Genomic DNA, 18,562 nt, shown 5'->3' with positions numbered 1-18,562 from the left:
GTGCAACGAGCGGGCGTGAGCGGCGAGATGCGGCTTTGGCCTGCGCAACAAAACCGGGCGGTTGGCCATAGTATTTCGGCTATCTTCTGGACAGAGCTGACCTCGGACGGCAGCGGCCCAGGCAAAAGGGGTCCTTCCTTCCGAAGATGCCATGCGGGGGGCGCGAGCGCGGCATTCGCCTAGCGTCCGACTGCAAACCCAGGTTTGCAGGGTTTGCAGGTTTGCACCCCGGCTCATCCGGCCCCGCCAGTGATCGCATCACTGGCCCGACGCCTCCCTCGCGGAGGCGTTTCTATTTCTTCGGCCCGCGACAGGTTGGCTCCTTGCCTGTCCGGGCCGCTTTCATTCGAGGACCTGATCCTGAACATGCTCAACGTCGACTACCGCAAGGTCGAGACGCTGATTCCCTACGCCCGCAATCCACGGACCCACTCCGACGCGCAGGTGGCCAAGATCGCCGCCAGCATCGTCGAGTACGGCTGGACCAACCCGGTGCTGGTCGATGGCGACAGCGGCGTCATCGCCGGGCATGGACGGCTCGCCGCCGCCCGCAAGCTCGGCCTCGACGAGGTGCCGGTGATCGAGCTGGGCCACCTGACGCAGGCGCAGAAGCGCGCCTACGTCATCTCCGACAACCGCCTGGCGCTCGACGCCGGGTGGGACGAGGAACTGCTGGCGCTGGAGTTGGCTGAGCTGTCCGAGGCGGGCTACGACCTGGCGTTGACCGGGTTCGACGAGTCCGAGATCGATGCGCTGCTGGCCGATGAGACGACGGGCGGCGACGGCGAGCAGGAAGAGGCCGGCGACGACGCGGCTGACGACGTCCCTGATCCCCCGGCGGTCCCGGTGTCCCGCATCGGCGATGTCTGGGCGCTCGGCCCGCACCGCCTGATCTGCGGCGACGCCACCGACGCGAGCGTGGTCGCCGCCTTGATGCAGGGCGAGCGCGCGCGCCTGTGCTTCACCTCGCCGCCCTACGGAAACCAGCGCGACTACACGACCGGCGGCATCGCCGATTGGGATGCGCTGATGCGCGGCGTGTTCGCCCAGCTGCCGATGGCCGACGACGCGCAGGTGCTGGTCAACCTCGGACTGATCCACCGCGACAACGAGTTCGTGCCCTACTGGGATGGCTGGCTCGGTTGGATGCGCACGCAGGGCTGGCGGCGCTTTGCCTGGTACGTGTGGGACCAGGGGCCGGGCATGCCCGGCGACTGGGCGGGCCGCTTCGCCCCGAGCTTCGAGTTCGTCTTCCACTTCAACCGGGCGAGCCGCAAGCCGAACAAGATCGTGCCCTGCAAGCACGCCGGCCAGGAGTCGCATCTGCGCGCCGACGGCTCGTCGACCGCGATGCGCAGCAAGGAGGGTGAGGTCGGCGGTTGGACCCATGCAGGTCAACCGACGCAGGACACCCGGATTCCCGACTCGGTGATCCGCGTGATGCGCCACAAGGGCAAGATCGGCCAGGACATCGACCACCCGGCCGTCTTCCCGGTGGCGCTGCCGCAGTTCGTCATCGAGGCCTACTCGGACGAGGGCGACCTGTTGTTCGAGCCCTTCGGCGGCAGCGGCACGACGATGCTGGCCGCGCAGCGCACCGGTCGCATCTGCCGCACCGTCGAGATCGCGCCGGAGTACGTGGACGTCGCAGTTCGGCGCTTCCAGCAGAACCATCCGGACGTGCCAGTCACATTGCTCGCGACCGGTCAGTCCTTCGACGAAGTCGCGGCCGAACGACTGGCGGTGACCGAGGTGGCGGCATGACGGCGTCCTGGCTTGCCGACAAGATCGAGCAGTGGCCGACGGCCAAGCTGGTGCCGTACGCCCGCAACGCGCGTACGCACTCGGATGCGCAGGTCGCGCAGATCGCCGCGTCCATCGCCGAGTTCGGCTTCACCAATCCGATCCTCGCCGGCAGTGACGGCGTGATCGTCGCTGGCCACGGTCGGCTCGCGGCTGCGCAGAAGCTCGGCCTGGAGGCGGTGCCGGTCGTGGTGCTCGACCATCTCAGCCCGACGCAGCGTCGGGCCCTGGTGATCGCGGACAACCGCATCGCCGAGAACGCCGGCTGGGACGACGTCATGCTGCGCGTCGAACTCGCGGCGCTGGCCGACGACGACTTCGATGTCGCACTGACCGGCTTCGACGCCGACGCGTTGGCCGAACTGATGGCGGGTGAAGAGCCCGACGCCGATGGCCAGACCGATGACGATGCCGTGCCCGAGGTGCCCGAGACACCGATCTCGCGCTCGGGCGATGTCTGGCTGCTCGGCGGGCATCGCCTGCTGTGCGGCGACGCCACGGTGGCGGCGAGCTACGAGCGACTGCTGGCCGGTGAGCAGGCGGACATGGTCTTTACCGACCCGCCGTACAACGTGAACTACGCCAACAGCGCCAAGGACAAGATGCGCGGCAAGGATCGCGCGATCCTGAACGACAACCTTGGTGACGGCTTCTACGACTTCCTGCTGGCCGCGTTGACGCCGACCCTCGCCCATTGCCGGGGCGGCATCTACGTGGCGATGTCCTCCAGCGAACTCGACGTGCTGCAGGCCGCCTTCCGCGCCGCCGGTGGCAAGTGGTCGACCTTCATCATCTGGGCCAAGAACACCTTCACGCTGGGCCGCGCCGACTACCAGCGTCAGTACGAACCGATCCTGTACGGATGGCCGGATGGTGCGCAGCGCCACTGGTGCGGCGACCGCGACCAGGGCGACGTCTGGAACATCAAGAAGCCACAGAAGAACGACCTGCACCCGACGATGAAGCCGGTGGAGCTGGTCGAGCGTGCGATCCGCAATTCGAGCCGACCCGGGAACGTGGTGCTCGATCCGTTCGGGGGTTCGGGCACGACCTTGATCGCCGCCGAGAAGTCAGGGCGGCAGGGGCGACTGATCGAGCTCGACCCCAAGTACGTCGACGTGATCGTGCGCCGCTGGCAGGACTGGACCGGCCAACAGGCCACCCGCGAGTCGGATGGCCTGGCGTTCGATCAGGCCGCCAGCGAGTCCTCGACGATCTCGGTGTGAATCACGAAGCCTGTCAGGTAGGGCATGCCGCACGGGATGCCGTAGGCCTTGCTGGTCTGGCGCCCGATGGTCCAGCCCATCCACTGCTGGGTGGCGGTGTTGATCGCGTCCGCCAGGGCTTGGCCGCGGTACAGCGCGTTCTGAACGTCGTCCGCGAAGTGGCGGCCGTGGCGGCTGTCGAGGAAGGTCCTGACCGATTCGAGTGGCTGGCCGGTGGCGTCCGAGATGGCGGTCATCGCCAGGGGCCAGGCGGCGTTGGCCTGCTCGTCCATCGTGCCCCAAAAGCCCCAGGCATCGTTCTGGGTGGCGGGGATCGGGCGGGTGCTGTTCATCTCGGGCTCCTTGGCGTTGATCGTTGCGACGCTCGTAGTAACGCGCTGTTCGATGGAGAAGCCAAGCGCAGCTCGGCCTCTTCTTCGATCTTTCTGATCAGGCGATCCGATAGACCCGTTCACCACCCTGCGGCTTGTCCGAGACGATGGCCAGACCGAGCTTCTTCTTGAAGGCCCCGGCGAAGGTGCCGCGCACGGTGTGCGCCTGCCAGCCGGTGGCCTCGCAGATCTGGCGAACGGTGCTTCCCTCGGGGCGGCGCAGCATCGCGATCACCTGGGCCTGCTTGCTGTTCTCGCGGGTGCGGGGTTTGGTGTCCGCGCGCTCCCTCGCCCACGTTGCTTCGGCGGCTGCTACAGCGGCCTCGATCTCGGGGTCGGCTTCCGGGGGCTTGGGCGCGGGGAGCTCGCGCCCCATCGCTTCGTAGCCCTCGGCTGCGACGAACCAGTCGGTGCCATCGGTGGTGATCAGGGCGCGGTTGAGCAGGCCATCGAGCACCTTCTTGCGGGCGCCGCCTTTGATGTTGTCGGGGAACCAGACGATCTTGCCGTCGCTGTGTTCGAGGGCGTAGGCCAGGATCGCGTGCTGGGCAGGGGTCAGTTGGGTGGTGGTCATCTCTTGCTCCTTGCAGGGGTTGATCGGGTGACGTGATGAACGCGCTGTTCGCCGGTGAAGCCAAGCGCCTTCTGCTTGGCTTCGCACTGCGTGTCAGCTCTTGCGCAACTCGGCGATGCCGGCCTGCGCGAGATCGAGTGCGGCGGCGTGGAAGGCGGCTTCGGCTACCCACGGCGCGGCACGGGCGTCGTCGAGCAGTTGCTCCATCACCGTGCGGCTCTTGGCGCGCATGGCGGCGCAGGCTGCTTCGAGGTCGTCGCGGCTGGCGGCGGCGACCTCCTGGCGGCAGCTGCGTACCAGCACCGTCAACGCCGCCTCGGCGAGCTTGGTGGCCAGGGTGTCGGGGGTCGTGGTGTTCATCGTGCGTCCTTTCGATGGGGTGGTTCGGGGTGACGTGATGAACGCGCTGTTCGCCAGTGAAGCCAAGCGCTTCCTGCTGGTGTTCTGGGGTTGTTGATCAGCTGTTGGCCTTGTCCGACGTCGCGACCTTGCGGCCCTCTTCGATGCCGGCCTTGAAGGCGGCCTCGAGGGCGTCTCGTACGCACCAGACCGCCACGTCGTGGAAGTCGAGGCTGTCGGACCTGCGGGTCTGCAGCGTCTCGATCCCGAGGTGTTGCTGGGCGATCTGGGTGAGGAGGGTTTCGAGCTTGCTCATTTCGGTGTCCTTCGATGGGGTTGGCGATGGATGTATGAACACGCTGTTCTCGATGGAAGCCAAGCTGATTCCGAGGGACCGACGATGAATTGATCGAAGAGGGCAATGGGAATCTCGATTCGGGCTTACGCCCGCCACCGGGGCGTGACCGACACGGCCGTTCACAAGGCCATCCGTACAGGGCGCATCGCGCCCGAGGCGGACGGCACCATCGACCCGGACAAGGCCGACCGTGAGTGGGCGCGCAACTCGGAGGCTCCGAAGGCAGGGACTCGCGCCAAGGCGGTCAAGGCCGCTGTGCCGGAGTCAGCGGCCGATGCACCTGGCGGCCTGCCCCCGGGTGGCGCGTCACTGCTGCAGGCGCGAACCGTCAACGAAGTGGTGAAGGCGCAGACGAACAAGGTGCGCCTGGCCCGCCTCAAGGGCGAACTGGTCGACCGTCCGCAGGCCATCGCGCATGTGTTCAAGCTGGCGCGCTCAGAGCGCGATGCGTGGCTGAACTGGCCGGCGCGCATCTCCGCGCAGATGGCGGCCAAGCTCGGCATCGAGCCTCACGCGATGCACGTCGCCCTGGAAGCTGCAGTGCGCGAGCACCTGCAGGAACTGGGCGAACTTCGGCCCCGGGTGGACTGATGCTGGACGTCGACTACGAGGGCGCGGCCGAGATCGAGCGCGCGTGGCGCGAGGGGCTGACGCCAGATCCGCTGCTCACGGTGTCCGAGTGGTCGGACCGCCACCGGATGCTGTCCAGCAAGGCATCGGCAGAGCCGGGACGCTGGCGCACCAGCCGCACACCGTACCTGAAGGCCATCATGGATTGCCTGTCGCCGACCTCGCCGGTCGAGCGCGTGGTGTTCATGAAGGCGGCGCAGCTGGGCGCGACCGAGATGGGATCGAACTGGATCGGCTACGTGATCCACCACGCGCCCGGGCCGATGATGGCGGTCTGGCCGACGGTGGAGATGGCCAAGCGCAACTCCAAGCAGCGCATCGACCCGTTGATCGAGGAGTCAGCCGCGCTAGCCGAACTGATCGCACCTGCGCGCAGCCGCGACTCGGGCAACACGATCCTGGCCAAGGAGTTCCGGGGCGGTGTGCTGGTGATGACCGGCGCCAATAGTGCGGTGGGCTTGCGCTCGATGCCGGTGCGCTACCTGTTCCTTGACGAGGTGGACGGCTATCCCCTGGACGTCGAGGGCGAAGGCGACGCGATCTCGCTGGCCGAGGCGCGCACGCGCACTTTCGCGCGCCGCAAGATCTTCATCGTCTCGACGCCGACGATCTCGGGCGCGAGCGCCATCGAGCGCGAGTACGACGCGAGCGACCAGCGCAGGTACTTCGTGCCGTGTCCGCACTGCTCGCACCGGCAGTGGCTGCGCTTCGAGCAACTGCGCTGGGAGCGCGGACAGCCCGACTCGGCGGCGTACATCTGCGAGTCCTGCGACGCCTCGATAGCCGAGCACCACAAGACGTGGATGCTCGAACACGGCGAGTGGCGCGCGCTGGTGCCGGAGAACGGTATCAAGACGGCGGGCTTCCATCTGTCCTCGCTGTACAGCCCGGTCGGGTGGCGTAGCTGGCGGGACATCGCCGCTGCCTGGGAAAGCGCCGTGAGCAAGGAGTCAGGTTCGGCGGCGGCGATCAAGACCTTCAAGAACACCGAGCTCGGCGAAACCTGGGTCGAGGAAGGCGAAGCCCCGGATTGGCAGCGGCTGGTCGAGCGCCGAGAGGACTTCCCGCTGGGCAGGGTCCCGGAAGGTGGGCTTCTGCTGGTCGGCGGCGCCGACGTGCAGAAGGACCGCATCGAGGCGTCCATCTGGGCCTTCGGCCGCGGCAAGGCCTCGTGGCTGGTGGAGCACCGGGTGCTGATGGGCGACACCGCCCGTGACGCGGTGTGGAAGCGCCTGGCGGAGTTGATCGCGGAGAACTGGACCCACGCATCGGGCTCGACCATGCCGCTGGCGCGATTCGCGCTGGACACCGGCTTTGCGACGCAGGAGGCCTACGCCTTCGTGCGCGCGTGCCACGACCCGCGCGTGATGCCGGTCAAGGGGGTACCCCGCGGCGCGGCACTGATCGGCACGCCGACGGCGGTCGATGTCTCGCAGGCCGGCAAGAAGCTGCGCCGGGGCATCAAGGTCTACAGCGTGGCGGTCGGCATCGCCAAGCTGGAGTTCTACAACAACCTGCGCAAGAGCGCGGACGTCGATGAGGACGGCGTGACGGTGACGTACCCGGCCGGCTTCGTCCACCTGCCGAAGATCGACGCCGAGTTCATCCAGCAGCTCTGCGCCGAGCAACTCATCACGCGCCGCGACCGCAACGGCTTCCCGATCCGCGAGTGGCAAAAGATGCGCGAGCGCAACGAGGCGCTGGACTGCTACGTGTACGCCCGGGCCGCTGCGAGCGCGGCCGGGCTGGACCGTTTCGAGGAACGGCACTGGCGCGAACTCGAACGACAACTCGGGATGGAGCGGCCACCGGATGAGCCGCCACCGATTCAACCCTTCGATGCAGACGAGGCCACCCACAGCGGTGGCCTCGCTGTTTCTGGCAACCGCAATACCGGCCGGCGCGTGATCAAGAGCCGCTGGCTGACCCGCTGAGGATCTTCGTGACCTACACAACCACCCAACTCGACGCGCTCAAGCGTGCGCTGGCCACAGGCGAGCGCCGCGTGAGCTTCGCCGATAAGACGGTCGAGTACCGCTCGGTCGAGGAACTGCAGGCGGCGATCCGCACCGTGGAATCCGAGCTTGCGCGCAGCGCCGGTGCGGGTCGCAAGCGCCAGATCCGGGTCACGACGGCGAAGGGCTTCTGATGACCTGGATCGCCAAGCTCCGTGGCCTGCTCGGCCAGCAACCGGTCCACGAGGCCGCTGGCCGAGGAAGGCGCTCGCTGGCCTGGATGCCGGGCAACCCCGGCGCAGTGGCCGCCATGCTGGCCACCAGCACCGAGCTGCGCATCAAGAGCCGCGACCTGGTGCGGCGCAATGCGTGGGCGCAGGCTGGGATCGAAGCCTTCGTCGCCAACGCCGTGGGCACCGGCATCAAGCCGCAGAGCCTGTCCACGGACGAACGCTTCAAGACGGATGTCCAGGCTCTGTGGCGCGACTGGACCGAGGAAGCGGACGCTGCCGGCCAGACCGACTTCTACGGCCTGCAGGCGCTGGCATGTCGGGCGATGCTCGAAGGCGGAGAGTGCTTGATCCGTCTGCGTCCCCGCCGGCCAGAGGACGGACTCGCGGTGCCACTGCAGCTCCAACTGCTGGAGCCCGAGCACCTGCCGATCAGCCTCAACACCGAACTGCCCTCCGGCAACGTGGTGCGCGCCGGTATCGAGTTCGATGCGCTGGGACGCCGGGTGGCCTACCACCTGTACCGCTCGCACCCTGAGGACGGTCGGCTGGCCCCGATGTCGGGCCAGGGTGGGCTGGACACGGTCCGCATCCCAGCGTCCGAGATCATCCACCTCTACCGCGTGCTGCGCCCCGGCCAGATCCGCGGCGAGCCGTGGCTGTCCCGGGCTCTGGTCAAGCTCAACGAACTGGACCAGTACGACGACGCCGAGCTGGTTCGCAAGAAGACCGCTGCGATGTTCGCCGGCTTCGTGACCCGCCAGAGTCCCGAGGACAACCTGATGGGCGAAGGCGCCGCCGACGGTGAGGGCATCTCGCTGGCCGGTCTGGAGCCCGGCACGCTGCAGATCCTGGAGCCCGGCGAGGACATCAAGTTCTCCGATCCGGCCGACGTCGGCGGCTCCTACTCTGAGTTCCTGCGCACCCAGTTCCGCGCCGTGGCCTCGGCCATCGGCATCACCTACGAGCAGCTGACCGGTGACCTCACCGGCGTCAACTACTCGTCCATCCGCGCCGGGATGCTGGAGTTCCGCCGACGCTGCGAGATGGTGCAACACGGCGTGCTGGTGCATCAGATGTGCCGCCCGGTGTGGACAGCGTGGATGAAGCAGGCGGTGCTGGCCGGGGCCCTCGAAGCGCCGGGGTTCGCCCGGGGTGGCGCCGCTCGCCGCCGGCAGTACCTGCAGGCCAAGTGGATTCCGCAGGGTTGGCAGTGGGTCGACCCAGAAAAGGAGTTCAAGGCCATGTTGCTTGCCATCCGCGCGGGCCTGATGAGCCGCTCCGAAGCGATCTCGGCCTTCGGCTACGACGCCGAGGACGTCGACCGCGAGATCGCTGCCGACAACCGCCGCGCCGACGACCTCGGCCTGATCTTCGATTCCGATCCTCGCCGCACCTCCAAGGACGGCGGCAGTGCAGAGCCGAACCGATCCGCCGACAACGCCACGGCGACGCCGCCCTGAAGGATGACCTCATGACTCTGTTGCCCCATGTGGCGGCGCGCCTCTTTGGCGCGCCGCTGCTGATCCATCGCCCGAAGCTCGACGTGATCCTGGCCGTCCTCGGCCCCCGCGTCGGCCTGTCCGATCTGGCAGCGCCAAGTGGCTACACGCCGCCGGAGCGCAGCCCCGGCCGCGCGAACGCGAAGGTGGCGGTCGTCCCCATTCACGGAACCCTGGTGCGCCGAACCATCGGCCTCGAGGCTGAGTCGGGGCTGACCAGCTACGCGGCCATCGCAAGCCAGATCGACGCGGCGCTGGCCAGCCCTGATGTCGATGCAATCCTGCTGGACGTGGACTCGCCGGGCGGCGAGTCGGGTGGCGTGTTCGATCTCGCCGACCGCATTCGCGCGGCAGCACAGGTCAAGCCCGTCTGGGCGGTGGCCAACGACATGGCCTTCTCCGCTGCCTACGCGCTGGCCTCAGCGGCGACCAAGGTGTTCGTCTCGCGCACCGGGGGTGTCGGCTCGATTGGCGTCATCGCGATGCACGTCGACCAGTCCGAGAAGGACGCGCAAGACGGCGTTCGCTACACCGCCGTGTTCGCGGGCGACCGCAAGAACGATCTCAACCCCCACGAGCCGATCTCGGACGAAGCCCACGCCTTCCTCAAGGCGGAGGTGAACCGCGTCTACGGGCTGTTCGTCGAGACGGTGGCCCGGCACCGCGGCATCGAGCCGGGCGCAGTGCGCGACACCGAAGCCGGTCTGTTCTTCGGCCAGGCGGCCGTTGCCATCGGCCTGGCCGACGCCATCGGCACGTTCGATGTCGCGCTGTCCCAGCTCCTCGATTCCGTTTCCCCACTCCCGAATCTGGCGGCGAGCCACTCGGGCCATTTCCGCAACCTCCAGATGGAGTCCTACATGAATGATCGATCCGACCCCGCTCCTGCTGATCGGCCTGCTGCTGATCGTGCTGGCCCTGTTCATCAACCGTCGCCCGCCTCCGCACTGAGCGTGGCCGACGCCGTCGAGATCGCCCAGACCTGCACGCTGGCCGGTCGCACCGACCTCATCGCGGGCTTCCTGGAAGCCCAGGCCTCGCCAGCCAAGGTGCGCAGCCAGATCCTGGCAGCCCAGGCCGACGCGTCGCCCGAGATCGTCACCCGCATCGGACCCGACGCCGCCGCCACGGCGGCCACGGTCGCAGCGGGCAACCCGCTGGTCGATGCGGCCAAGCAACTGGCCGCGAAGTCCGCAGCCCTGAAGAAGGAGATCTGACATGCCGACCGTGTTCACCGAATCCATGAACTTGGGCGACCTGCTCAAGTACGAGGCCCCGAACCTGTACTCGCGCGACCGCGTCACCGTCGCCGCCGGTCAGAACCTGCCGCTCGGCGCAGTCATCGGCGTGGTCACCGCCACGGGCAAGGTCAAGCAGATCGACCCGTCGGCCACCGATGGCACGCAGGTCGCCGCCGGCGTGCTGATGCAGGCCTGCGACGCTGCGCTCGCCGAGCGTACCGACGGCCTGGTCGTGGCCCGCCACGCCATCGTCTCCGACCACGCCCTGCAGTGGCCGACCGGCATCACCACCGGCGAGCAGCAGGCCGCCATTGCCCAACTCAAGTCGCTGGGCGTCCTCGTTCGCCAGGGAGTCTGAGCATGCAGAACATCTTCGAAAACCCCGCCTTCTCGATGTCGGCGCTGACCACCGCCATCAACTTCCTGCCCAACAACTACGACCGCCTCGGCGCGATGGGCCTGTTCGTCGACAAGCCGCAGCGCTTCCGCTCGGTCGTCGTCGAGGAGCAGAACGGCGTGCTCACGCTGCTGCCGACGCTGCCGCCCGGCTCGCCCGGCACAGTGGGCGTGCGCGGCAAGCGCAAGGTACGCTCCTTCACCATCCCCCACATCCCGCACGACGACGTGATCCTGCCCGAGGAAGTCCAGGGCATCCGCGCCTTCGGGTCGGAGACGGAACTGCAGACCGTGGCGGGCGTGATGGCGCAGCACCTGCAGACGATGCGCAACAAGCACGCGATCACGCTGGAGCATCTGCGCTTCGGTGCGCTCAAGGGCCAGATCCTGGACGCCGACGGCAGCGTCATCTACGACCTCTACAACGAGTTCGAGATTACGCCCAAGACCTTCACGTTCAACATCTCCGACCCGGCGAGCGGCTTCGACGTGAAGAAGACCTGCCTGGACATCGCCCGCTATGTCGACGACAAGCTCCAGGGTGAACGGATGACGGGCCTGCATGCCTTCGTCGGTGAGGACTTCTTCGATGCGCTGACCGGGCACGACGAGGTCAAGGCGGCGTACGACCGCTGGCAGGACGGCCAGGCCCTGCGCACCGACATGCGCGCGGGCTTCACCTTCGCCGGCATCACCTTCGAGGAGCACCGGGGTCGGGCGGCCGCACCGGGCAGCACGGTACGGCGCTTCGTCGAAGCCGATGAGGGGCACATCCTGCCGCTGGGCACGATGGACACCTTCGCCACCTACTACGCGCCCGCCGACTTCAACGAGACGGCCAACACGGTGGCACTGCCGCTGTATGCCAAGCAGGAGCCGCGCAAGTTCGACCGCGGCACCGACCTGCACACGCAGGCCAACCCGCTGCCGCTGTGCCACCGCCCGGCGCTGCTGGTCAAGCTGGTGATGACCTGATGGGCATCGTCGAACGCCTCTACGAGGCGGCGGCGAATGCGGGTCTGCTGGTGAGTGCTGAGGTGGCCGGCCGCACGGTATCGGTCGGCTTCCTGTGCATCGACGACAACCTGCTCGACGGACTGGTCCGTTCGGCGGCCTACACGATCACCTACCCGCTGTCGCTGCTGCCCGACCTGGAGACAGGACACACCGTTGTGATCGCAGGCCAGACCTACCAGGTGCGTGACGTGCGCGCCATCGGCGACGGGACCGAGCGTCGCGCTGATCTCACTCGGCTGTAGGCGGTGGCGATGACCTCGATCCGCGAGCAGATCCTGCTGGCGGTGATGGCGGCTGTCCGTCCCACGGCCGAGGGGCTGGGCGCCACCGTCCACCGCTCACCCACGGTGGCCATCGGCCGGGAGCAATGCCCGGCACTGGTGGTGTTCCCCGAGTCGGACGCGATCACCGAGCGCGCCAACGACCGCGTCACGCGCGAGCTGACCGTTCGCATCGTCGCCCTGGCCCGGGCCGTTCCGCCCGTCGCGCCCGAGACCGAGGCCGACCAGCTGCTCACCGCCGCGCATGCGGCGCTGATGGCCGACCTGAACCTCGGTGGCCTGGCCCTCGGCATCCGAGAGCAGGAGTGCGAGTGGGAGGTGGAGGACGCCGATGCCGTGGCCGCCGCCATCCCGGCGCGCTACGCGATCACCTACCGGACGCTTGCGCGCGACATCTCCTCACCAGGATGAACCCATGACCCGACTTGTCTTGAAACGCCCGCACACCCACGCGGGCCAGGCCTTCCGGGCCGGCGACCGGATCGACGTCGAAGCGACTACGGCCGACTGGCTGATCGCCCACGGCGTCGCCGCACCCGATGCCGTGCCGCCGAAGGCAGACCCCGAACCCGCTGACATCAAACCCGACCTTCCCCGGTCCCAACGCAAGGAACCCAAGCCATGAGCACCTACGCAAGTTTCCAAGGCCGCGTCTTCCTCGGCAAGCGAGACATCGCCGGCTTTCCCATCGAAGTGCGCTCGCCCGGCAACGTCGCCGAGCTGAAGCTGTCCCTCAAGACCGACGTCCTGGAGCACTACGAGAGCCAGACCGGTCAGCGCTCGCTCGACCATCGCATGGTCAAGCAGAAGTCGGCCACCGTGAACCTCACCATCGAGGAGTTCACCAAGGAGAACCTGGCGCTCGCGCTTTACGGCACGCACGTGGTCGGCACGCCGGGCACCGTGACGGACGAACCCATCGGCGGCGCCACGCCGACGGTGGGCGACCGCTACTTCTTCGCCCACCCCAAGGTGTCCTCGCTGGTGGTCGTCGATTCCGCTGGCACGCCGGCCACTCTGACTGCCGGTACCCACTACACGGCCGACCTGGACTTCGGTGCCCTCCAGTTTCTGGATACCACCGGCTTCACGGCGCCGTTCAAGGCGAGCTACGGCTACGGCGTGGCCACCGAGATCGGCATCTTCACGCAGGCGCTGCCCGAGCGTTACCTGCGGCTCGAAGGCATCAACACGGCGCAGGGCAACGCCAAGGTGCTGGTCGAGCTCTACCGCGTGGCCTTCGACCCGCTCAAGGAGATCTCCTTCATCTCCGACGAGTACAACAAGTTCGAGCTAGAAGGCTCGCTGCTGGCCGACAGCACCAAGCCCTTCGACGCGGTGCTCGGCCAGTTCGGCCGCATCGTGCAGCTCTGAAGCGTGGGTGAGCCATGAATGATTTGGACACCCTCGTTCCGCAAGGAATCGAACTCGTCATCGACGGCGAGCCCCTGGTGATCAAGCCGCTGAAGGTCGGGCAGTTGCCCGGCTTTCTGCGCGCCATCTCGCCGGTGATGCAGCAGATCTCGTCCACCGAGATCGACTGGCTGGCGCTGTTCGGCGAGCGCGGCGATGACCTGCTGTCGGCCATCGCCATCGCTGTCGGCAAGCCCCGGGTCTGGGTCGACGAGCTGGCCGCCGACGAGGCGATCCTGCTGGCGGCCAAGGTGATCGAGGTCAACGCCGATTTTTTTACCCGGACGGTGATGCCGAGACTCGACGGGGTGCTCGCGGCGGGCCTGAAGGTGCCAGCAGCGAAGGTTGGTTCGACGCCATCCAGCACCTGATCGAGCACGGCCACCGCTTGCCCGACATCCTCGAATACACGCTGGCGCAGTTGCACGGCTTCATGGCGGCCACGACCCGGTCGGACGCTGCACGTGACGCCCGGCTGCTGTCACTGCTCGCCATCGGCACCCGCGGCGACGCGCGTCAGCTCGACAAGACCCTCGACCGCCTGACTGACCATGCGCATCTCGATCCGCATCGATAGCGCCGCCGGCAACGCACAGTTGCGCCGCTGGGGCGGCGAGTTCCGGACCAAGGTGCAGAAGGCGGTGGAGCGCGCCATGCGCACCGAGGCCGCCGAGATCAAGGACGACGTGCGTGCCCATGTGGCCGGTCAGATGTCGGTGGTCAGGAAGTCCTTCCTCAAGGGCTTCACCGCCAAGGTGCTAGCCAAGGACCCGAAACGGCTGCCGGCGCTCTACGTCGGCTCGCGGATTCCGTGGTCGGCCATGCACGAGACCGGTGGACAGATCGCCGGGCGGATGCTGATCCCCTTGCACGGACGGGTCGGACGCAAGCGCTTCAAGGCGCAAGTGGCCGAACTCATGCGTGGCGGCAACGCCTACTTCATCAAGAACGCCAAGGGGAACATCGTCCTGATGGCCGAGAACATCAAGGAGCACGACCGGCCGCTGTCGGGCTTCAAGCGCCGCTACCGCAAGGCCGAGGGCGTCAAGCGCCTCAAGCGCGGCGCCGACATTCCCATCGCCGTGCTCGTGCCCAAGGTGGTGCTCAAGAAGCGCCTGAACGTCGAGCGCTTGGTCGCGGGCCGAATTCCGCGCCTGTCGGCCGCCGTCGAGCGCGAGATCAGCACCGTCGACTGACCCATGGCCAAGCGAATCTCCATCCTCGTCGCGCTGGAGGGTGCCGACGAAGGGCTCAAACGCGCCATCACGTCGGCCGAGCGCAGCCTCGGCGAGCTTTCCAGCACGGCCAAGACCAGCGGCGCCAAGGCCGCCTCGGGCATCGCCGAAGTGCGCGCGGGCATGTCGGCCTTCGGCGAGCAGGTCAACCGGGCCAAGACCCAGCTGCTGGCATTCCTGACCATCAACTGGGCCAGCGGCAAGGTCCAGGAGATCGTCCAGATCGCCGACGCGTGGAACATGATGTCCGCGCGACTGAAGCTGGCCACGGCCGGGCAGCGCGAGTACGTCACTGCGCAGAAGGAACTCTTCGCCATCGCGCAGCGCATCGGTGTGCCGATCCAGGAGACGGCCACGCTGTACGGCAAGCTGCAGCAGGCGGTGCGGATGCTGGGTGGCGAACAGCAGGACGCGCTGTCGATTACCGAGAGCATCTCGCAGGCTCTGCGGCTGTCCGGAGCATCCGCCACGGAAGCACAGTCGTCGCTGCTGCAGTTCGGCCAGGCGTTGGCCTCGGGCGTGCTGCGCGGCGAGGAGTTCAACTCCGTCGTCGAGAACAGTCCGCGCCTGGCGCAGGCCTTGGCCGATGGCCTGAACGTCCCCATCGGGCGGCTGCGCAAGCTCGCCGAGGAAGGACGCCTGACCGCCGACGTGGTGGTCAATGCACTGATGAGCCAGAAGGACAAGCTGGCCGCCGAGTACGCGCAGCTGCCGCAGACGGTCAGCCAGAGCTTCGAGCGCCTGCGCAACGCCTTCGCCCAGTGGGTCAGCAAGGTCGATGAGTCAACTGGCTTCACCAAGAAGCTGGCCGAGGCGCTGACCTTCTTGGCCGAAAACCTCGACACGGTGATGCAGTGGTTGAAGCGCATCGCCGAAGTCGGGCTGGCGGTGCTGATCTACCGCCTGATCCCAGCTCTTATCACCGCGTGGCAGACCGCCGGCGCGGCAGCGGTCACGGCGGCCACCACCACGTCGGCGGCGTGGGCGACAGCCAATCTGTCGGTGTCGGCGGCGGTGGCCAGCGTCGGCCTGCTCAAGACGGCGTTCGCTGTCCTGGGTGCTTTTCTCGTCGGTTGGGAGATCGGCACCTGGCTGTCCGAGAAGTTCGAGATCGTCCGCAAGGCCGGCATCTTCATGGTCGAGATGCTGGTCAAGGGCATCGAGCAGCTGCGCTACCGCTGGGAGGTCTTCGCTGCCGTCTTCACCTCGGACACGATTGCCGAGGCGACGAAGCGCCACGAGGCGCGGCTCGCAGAGATGAACCAGATCTTCGCGCAGATGTACGCCGATGCCTCCCGCGGAGCGGAAGCAGCCAAGGGGGCGATGAACACCGCCGCGACGACCGCCGAGGAGATCGCCAAGCGGCTCGAGGCCGTGCGCCAGGGTACGCAGGAGGCGGTTGGTCGAGGCATCGAGGCGGTGCACGCCGCGCTGGAGCGCTTGAAGACCCGGATCGGCGAGGTCGAGCAAGCGGTCGGCAAGGCCAACCAGACGGTCAACGACGCCACAGCCAAGATGGCCGAGGCGTACAAGGGCCTGACCTCCATCGTCGAGGCCAATCTGCTGCGACAGATCGAAGCGGTGAAGGCGCGCTACCAGCAGGAGCAGTCGGCGCTGGAGGCCACTAAGCAGTCCGAGGCGGCGCTGATCACCAAGGCGACGCAGTTGCTCACCGATGCGCTGACCCAGCAGACGACGCTGCGCCGGCAGGCGACAACCGACACGCTCAAGCTGATCGACGACGAGTCGCGCGCCCGCGTCGAGGCCGCGCGCCGGCAGGGGCAGACCGAGGAAGAGCGTCGAGCCAACGTCCAGCGCGTCGAGAACGAGATCCTGGCGACCAAGCGCCAGACGATGACGCAGGCGCTGGCCGAGTACCGGCAGCACATCGACGCTCTCAATGCCGAGGCCAACCGGCACCTGGCAGAGATCAAGCGCATCGAGGAGGAAAAGCGCCAGCTCTCGATGACGACGGAGGAGCGCATCCGCGACATCCGCCGTCAGGGCATGACGGAGTTCGAGGCGACCGAGGACCGCAAGCGCCAGGTCGCCGAGTACCAGGAGAAGGCACGCACGGCGCTGGCCAATGGCGAGTTCGAGCAGGCCCGGCAACTCGCGCAGAAGGCGATGGACCTCGCCTCGCAGGTGGCCAGTGCGCAGACCAGCGAGGCCAAGCGTGGCGAGGATGCGCGCAAGCAGTCCGAGCAGGCTGTTACGCAGGTCACCCAGTTCGAGGCGCAGTCGCGCGAGGCCTACCGCAAACAGGAGTACGCGCAGTCCGAGGCCCTGATGCGGCAGGCCGACCAGCTGCGCGCCGAACTGGCGCAGCGGACGAAGGAGGCGGACGCCCAGATCGCCCAAGGTAAGGACGGCGTCAACCAGGCGATTCAGCGCATCCGGGAGTCCGAGGAGATCCTCAACCAGACCCTGGACGCCGAAGCCAAGGCACACCAGCGCGCGGCGCAGTCGGCGCTCTCGGCGCGCGATGAGATCCAGCGGACGCTCACCGAGACGTCGAACCAGATCGACCAGATCACTGCGAAGCTCGCCGAAGGGCTCAAGGTCACGCTCGACGCGGACACCTCGCGGTTCGACAAGGCCATTGCCGACCTCGACAAGGCCATCGCCGAGAAGCAGTACCTGCTGGCGATCCAGGCCGATCTGCAGGAGGCGGAGAAGAAGCTCAAGGAGTACGAGCAGCTGCTCAAGGAGGGCAAGACGCTGCCGGTCGACGCCGACGTGTCGAAGGCGAAGGAAGCACTCGACAAGCTCAAGGTCTACGCCGACCAGAACTCGCAGTTCGAACTGAAGGTGGCCACGGAGAAGGCGCAGGCGGCCATCGGCAATGTCGAGCGGCAGATCCTGGCGCTGGATCGCATCCAGACCGAGTCACGGCATCAGGTCAACTCGAACGCCGATGCCGCCCGCGCTGAGATCCAGAGTCTCAACGGTATGAACACCTCGAGCACGCACACGATCTACGTGCGCAAGGTGGAGACGAATGCCACCGGTGGCCTGGTCGGACGCGGCGTGCGCTACTTCGCCGATGGTGGCGCGGTGTCGGCGGCGTTCCCGCGGATGAGCGGCGGCTCCGTCCCCGGTTCGGGTCACCACGACACGGTGCCGCGCACGCTGGAGGCCGGGTCCTTCGTGATCCGCAAGGCGGCGGTGCAGAAGTACGGCGGCGGTGCCCTGGCGCGGCTGGCCAGCGGCGTAGCGCGCTTCGCGGTCGGCGGCCCGGTGCGAGTGTTCGGTGGCGGTCGCTCACCGGCTGGCGGCGAACAACCCAGCCCGCCGAAGAAGAACCGCGATGCCGTCGAAGCGCTGAAGATGATCGAGCTCGGCCTGCAGGCAATGAACGAGTACACCGGCTGGCTGCAGTGGAACTACGGCGCCTCGGTCAGCCTGGACATGCGTCGCAAGACGATGGAGTACTGGGGCACGATGGCGCGCGATGACCGACGCGCGCTCGATGGGTTCATCGGCCGCAAGACGCTCACCGGGAACGAGCGCCAGACCCTGGAGCGCATCAAGCAGAACTGGCGACAGGCGATGGCGCAGCCTCTCGTCTACGGCAAGGACGTCGAGCGCGACCTGATCGACTACATGGAGCAGAACAAGGGCGAGTTCTACCGGCGCGGCGGCATGGCGAAGTCCGACAGCGTGCCGGCCATGCTCACACCGGGTGAGTACGTGGTGAACAAGGACGCGGTGGCGCGCTACGGCTCGGGCTTCTTCGAGGCGGTCAACAACCTGTCGGTCCCGGCCAGGGCGCTCGCGCAGCGTGTCCAGGGCTTCGCCACGGGCGGCCTCGTTCGGCCCGCGGGCTCTGCACCGGCCCGCCCCGTGCTTCCCGCCGATGGCACGCCGTCTCGGACCGTCCGCGTGGAGCTGGCTGCAGGCGACCGCAAGGTCACCGCCACCGTCGATGCGCGCGACGAGTCGCGCCTGCTGCAACTGTTGGAAGTGGCCCGCGCCAGGGCCGTCTGAG

21 protein-coding genes are annotated in these 18,562 nt (G+C 67.7%); 17 read left to right on the top strand and 4 right to left on the bottom strand.

The features are described 5' to 3' along the window. Positions 1 to 360 precede the first annotated feature (360 nt). Positions 361 to 1,764 (top strand): site-specific DNA-methyltransferase, encoded by a 1,404-nt coding sequence (locus ABEA07_RS03190; protein WP_345535881.1) that lies wholly within the window; start codon positions 361 to 363, stop codon positions 1,762 to 1,764. Further along, entirely contained in the window at positions 1,761 to 3,029 is a 1,269-nt protein-coding gene (locus ABEA07_RS03185; RefSeq protein WP_345535836.1) for a site-specific DNA-methyltransferase, read from the top strand. Before ABEA07_RS03190 ends, ABEA07_RS03185 begins: the two co-directional genes overlap by 4 nt. Here the strand turns inward: ABEA07_RS03185 and ABEA07_RS03180 are convergent. The 4 genes from ABEA07_RS03180 to ABEA07_RS03165 form a co-directional block, all read right to left on the bottom strand. Continuing rightward, positions 2,993 to 3,361, bottom strand: a complete 369-nt coding sequence (locus tag ABEA07_RS03180; protein ID WP_345535835.1) for a hypothetical protein — start codon at positions 3,359 to 3,361, stop codon at positions 2,993 to 2,995. The genes ABEA07_RS03185 and ABEA07_RS03180 overlap by 37 nt on opposite strands. A gap of 97 nt (positions 3,362 to 3,458) precedes the next feature. Next, positions 3,459 to 3,974 carry a DUF3489 domain-containing protein gene (locus ABEA07_RS03175; protein ID WP_345535834.1) on the bottom strand — a complete coding sequence of 172 codons (516 nt, stop codon included), beginning with the start codon at positions 3,972 to 3,974 and terminating at the stop codon, positions 3,459 to 3,461. A 93-nt stretch (positions 3,975 to 4,067) separates the two neighbouring features. Next, positions 4,068 to 4,334: a hypothetical protein gene (locus tag ABEA07_RS03170; RefSeq protein ID WP_345535833.1), complete on the bottom strand. Its 267-nt coding sequence runs from the start codon at positions 4,332 to 4,334 to the stop codon at positions 4,068 to 4,070. 97 nt (positions 4,335 to 4,431) lie between these two features. Next, positions 4,432 to 4,629 (bottom strand): DUF6900 domain-containing protein, encoded by a 198-nt coding sequence (locus ABEA07_RS03165; protein WP_345535831.1) that lies wholly within the window; start codon positions 4,627 to 4,629, stop codon positions 4,432 to 4,434. Between the two features lie 105 nt (positions 4,630 to 4,734). On the opposite strand from ABEA07_RS03165, the gene ABEA07_RS03160 reads away from it, so the two are divergent. From ABEA07_RS03160 to ABEA07_RS03090, 15 genes are read left to right on the top strand one after another with little or no spacing between them, the layout of a single operon-like run. Then, entirely contained in the window at positions 4,735 to 5,262 is a 528-nt protein-coding gene (locus ABEA07_RS03160; RefSeq protein ID WP_345535830.1) for an elements of external origin, read from the top strand. Continuing rightward, positions 5,262 to 7,235, top strand: a complete 1,974-nt coding sequence (locus tag ABEA07_RS03155; RefSeq protein WP_345535829.1) for a phage terminase large subunit family protein — start codon at positions 5,262 to 5,264, stop codon at positions 7,233 to 7,235. The genes ABEA07_RS03160 and ABEA07_RS03155 overlap by 1 nt, the downstream gene beginning before the upstream one ends. A gap of 8 nt (positions 7,236 to 7,243) precedes the next feature. Beyond that, positions 7,244 to 7,450, top strand: a complete 207-nt coding sequence (locus ABEA07_RS03150) for a phage head-tail joining protein (RefSeq protein ID WP_345535828.1) — start codon at positions 7,244 to 7,246, stop codon at positions 7,448 to 7,450. Next, positions 7,450 to 8,949 carry a phage portal protein gene (locus ABEA07_RS03145; protein ID WP_345535827.1) on the top strand — a complete coding sequence of 500 codons (1,500 nt, stop codon included), beginning with the start codon at positions 7,450 to 7,452 and terminating at the stop codon, positions 8,947 to 8,949. Before ABEA07_RS03150 ends, ABEA07_RS03145 begins: the two co-directional genes overlap by 1 nt. An 11-nt stretch (positions 8,950 to 8,960) precedes the next feature. Continuing rightward, positions 8,961 to 10,205, top strand: a complete 1,245-nt coding sequence (locus ABEA07_RS03140; RefSeq protein WP_345535826.1) for a S49 family peptidase — start codon at positions 8,961 to 8,963, stop codon at positions 10,203 to 10,205. A gap of 1 nt (position 10,206) precedes the next feature. Continuing rightward, positions 10,207 to 10,587 carry a head decoration protein gene (locus ABEA07_RS03135; protein WP_345535824.1) on the top strand — a complete coding sequence of 127 codons (381 nt, stop codon included), beginning with the start codon at positions 10,207 to 10,209 and terminating at the stop codon, positions 10,585 to 10,587. 2 nt (positions 10,588 to 10,589) lie between these two features. Then, entirely contained in the window at positions 10,590 to 11,600 is a 1,011-nt protein-coding gene (locus ABEA07_RS03130; protein WP_345535823.1) for a major capsid protein, read from the top strand. Then, positions 11,600 to 11,884, top strand: a complete 285-nt coding sequence (locus ABEA07_RS03125) for a head-tail joining protein (RefSeq protein ID WP_345535821.1) — start codon at positions 11,600 to 11,602, stop codon at positions 11,882 to 11,884. Before ABEA07_RS03130 ends, ABEA07_RS03125 begins: the two co-directional genes overlap by 1 nt. A 3-nt stretch (positions 11,885 to 11,887) precedes the next feature. Continuing rightward, positions 11,888 to 12,334, top strand: coding sequence for a hypothetical protein (locus ABEA07_RS03120; protein ID WP_345535820.1), 447 nt, complete (start codon positions 11,888 to 11,890; stop codon positions 12,332 to 12,334). Between the two features lie 4 nt (positions 12,335 to 12,338). Further along, the gene (locus tag ABEA07_RS03115; protein WP_345535819.1) at positions 12,339 to 12,548 is read left to right on the top strand and encodes a DUF7210 family protein; all 210 of its coding nucleotides are present in this window, start codon (positions 12,339 to 12,341) and stop codon (positions 12,546 to 12,548) included. After that, a complete protein-coding gene (locus tag ABEA07_RS03110; protein ID WP_345535818.1) occupies positions 12,545 to 13,297 on the top strand; it encodes a phage tail tube protein in 753 nt (250 codons plus the stop codon). The genes ABEA07_RS03115 and ABEA07_RS03110 overlap by 4 nt, the downstream gene beginning before the upstream one ends. Positions 13,298 to 13,311: 14 nt before the next feature. Next, positions 13,312 to 13,707 (top strand): hypothetical protein, encoded by a 396-nt coding sequence (locus ABEA07_RS03105; protein ID WP_345535817.1) that lies wholly within the window; start codon positions 13,312 to 13,314, stop codon positions 13,705 to 13,707. Continuing rightward, positions 13,704 to 13,913, top strand: a complete 210-nt coding sequence (locus ABEA07_RS03100) for a hypothetical protein (protein WP_345535879.1) — start codon at positions 13,704 to 13,706, stop codon at positions 13,911 to 13,913. The genes ABEA07_RS03105 and ABEA07_RS03100 overlap by 4 nt, the downstream gene beginning before the upstream one ends. Continuing rightward, positions 13,888 to 14,532 (top strand): DUF6441 family protein, encoded by a 645-nt coding sequence (locus tag ABEA07_RS03095; protein ID WP_345535815.1) that lies wholly within the window; start codon positions 13,888 to 13,890, stop codon positions 14,530 to 14,532. The genes ABEA07_RS03100 and ABEA07_RS03095 overlap by 26 nt, the downstream gene beginning before the upstream one ends. 3 nt (positions 14,533 to 14,535) lie before the next feature. Next, complete coding sequence (locus tag ABEA07_RS03090) at positions 14,536 to 18,561, top strand: tape measure protein (RefSeq protein ID WP_345535814.1); 4,026 nt, start codon at positions 14,536 to 14,538, stop codon at positions 18,559 to 18,561. Position 18,562 lies beyond the last annotated feature (1 nt).

Source organism: Variovorax defluvii, assembly GCF_039541515.1.
GTDB lineage: Bacteria > Pseudomonadota > Gammaproteobacteria > Burkholderiales > Burkholderiaceae_C > Variovorax > Variovorax defluvii.
This window is presented reverse-complemented; position numbering and strand designations above follow the sequence as displayed.

Bases quoted from the DNA above. Each gene is read 5' to 3' on its own strand.
- ABEA07_RS03140 (WP_345535826.1), top strand. From the start codon at position 8,961: ATGACTCTGTTGCCCCATGTGGCGGCGCGCCTCTTTGGCGCGCCGCTG.
- ABEA07_RS03125 (WP_345535821.1), top strand. From the start codon at position 11,600: ATGGGCATCGTCGAACGCCTCTACGAGGCGGCGGCGAATGCGGGTCTG.
- ABEA07_RS03135 (WP_345535824.1), top strand. From the start codon at position 10,207: ATGCCGACCGTGTTCACCGAATCCATGAACTTGGGCGACCTGCTCAAG.
- ABEA07_RS03180 (WP_345535835.1), bottom strand. From the start codon at position 3,361: ATGAACAGCACCCGCCCGATCCCCGCCACCCAGAACGATGCCTGGGGC.
- ABEA07_RS03155 (WP_345535829.1), top strand. From the start codon at position 5,262: ATGCTGGACGTCGACTACGAGGGCGCGGCCGAGATCGAGCGCGCGTGG.
- ABEA07_RS03110 (WP_345535818.1), top strand. From the start codon at position 12,545: ATGAGCACCTACGCAAGTTTCCAAGGCCGCGTCTTCCTCGGCAAGCGA.
- ABEA07_RS03175 (WP_345535834.1), bottom strand. From the start codon at position 3,974: ATGACCACCACCCAACTGACCCCTGCCCAGCACGCGATCCTGGCCTAC.
- ABEA07_RS03165 (WP_345535831.1), bottom strand. From the start codon at position 4,629: ATGAGCAAGCTCGAAACCCTCCTCACCCAGATCGCCCAGCAACACCTC.
- ABEA07_RS03090 (WP_345535814.1), top strand. From the start codon at position 14,536: ATGGCCAAGCGAATCTCCATCCTCGTCGCGCTGGAGGGTGCCGACGAA.
- ABEA07_RS03145 (WP_345535827.1), top strand. From the start codon at position 7,450: ATGACCTGGATCGCCAAGCTCCGTGGCCTGCTCGGCCAGCAACCGGTC.
- ABEA07_RS03105 (WP_345535817.1), top strand. From the start codon at position 13,312: ATGAATGATTTGGACACCCTCGTTCCGCAAGGAATCGAACTCGTCATC.
- ABEA07_RS03115 (WP_345535819.1), top strand. From the start codon at position 12,339: ATGACCCGACTTGTCTTGAAACGCCCGCACACCCACGCGGGCCAGGCC.
- ABEA07_RS03095 (WP_345535815.1), top strand. From the start codon at position 13,888: ATGCGCATCTCGATCCGCATCGATAGCGCCGCCGGCAACGCACAGTTG.
- ABEA07_RS03130 (WP_345535823.1), top strand. From the start codon at position 10,590: ATGCAGAACATCTTCGAAAACCCCGCCTTCTCGATGTCGGCGCTGACC.
- ABEA07_RS03185 (WP_345535836.1), top strand. From the start codon at position 1,761: ATGACGGCGTCCTGGCTTGCCGACAAGATCGAGCAGTGGCCGACGGCC.
- ABEA07_RS03170 (WP_345535833.1), bottom strand. From the start codon at position 4,334: ATGAACACCACGACCCCCGACACCCTGGCCACCAAGCTCGCCGAGGCG.
- ABEA07_RS03160 (WP_345535830.1), top strand. From the start codon at position 4,735: ATGGGAATCTCGATTCGGGCTTACGCCCGCCACCGGGGCGTGACCGAC.